This is a genomic window from Erwinia sp. PME.40.26/001 (assembly GCF_055556675.1).
In genome coordinates, this window is sequence record NZ_JBVHNP010000080.1 from 1 (window position 1) to 301 (window position 301).

The following is a 301-nucleotide window of genomic DNA, read 5'->3' on the forward strand; positions in this document are numbered from 1 at the left end:
CCCGAGCGACGGTGCGGCTCCCTCGGGTCCGTCGGCGTTCGCGGCGGCGGCCCTGGACCTCTGGCGCCTCGGGGCGGGCGAGCGGTACCGCGAGGCGGCCGAGACCCTGGTCCGCGTCGCCGCCCCCGCCGCCCTCGCGGCGCCGCTCGCGTACGGCGCGATCCTCGACGTCGCCCTCGGTCTCGCGACACCGCCGCGTCAGGTGGTCGTGGTGGGCGAGACGGACGCCGCCCTCGCCGACGCCGCGCGCCGGGTCGCCGCCGACGTGGTCGCGGTGGTCACGCCCGCGCAGGCGCAGGAT

1 protein-coding gene is annotated in these 301 nt (G+C 80.4%); it reads left to right on the top strand.

Going from position 1 to position 301, the window contains the following annotated elements; genetic code table 11:
• Window positions 1-301 (top strand): hypothetical protein (locus ACZ3HG_RS23315; protein WP_465334696.1); only part of this gene is annotated, 301 nt, incomplete at both ends.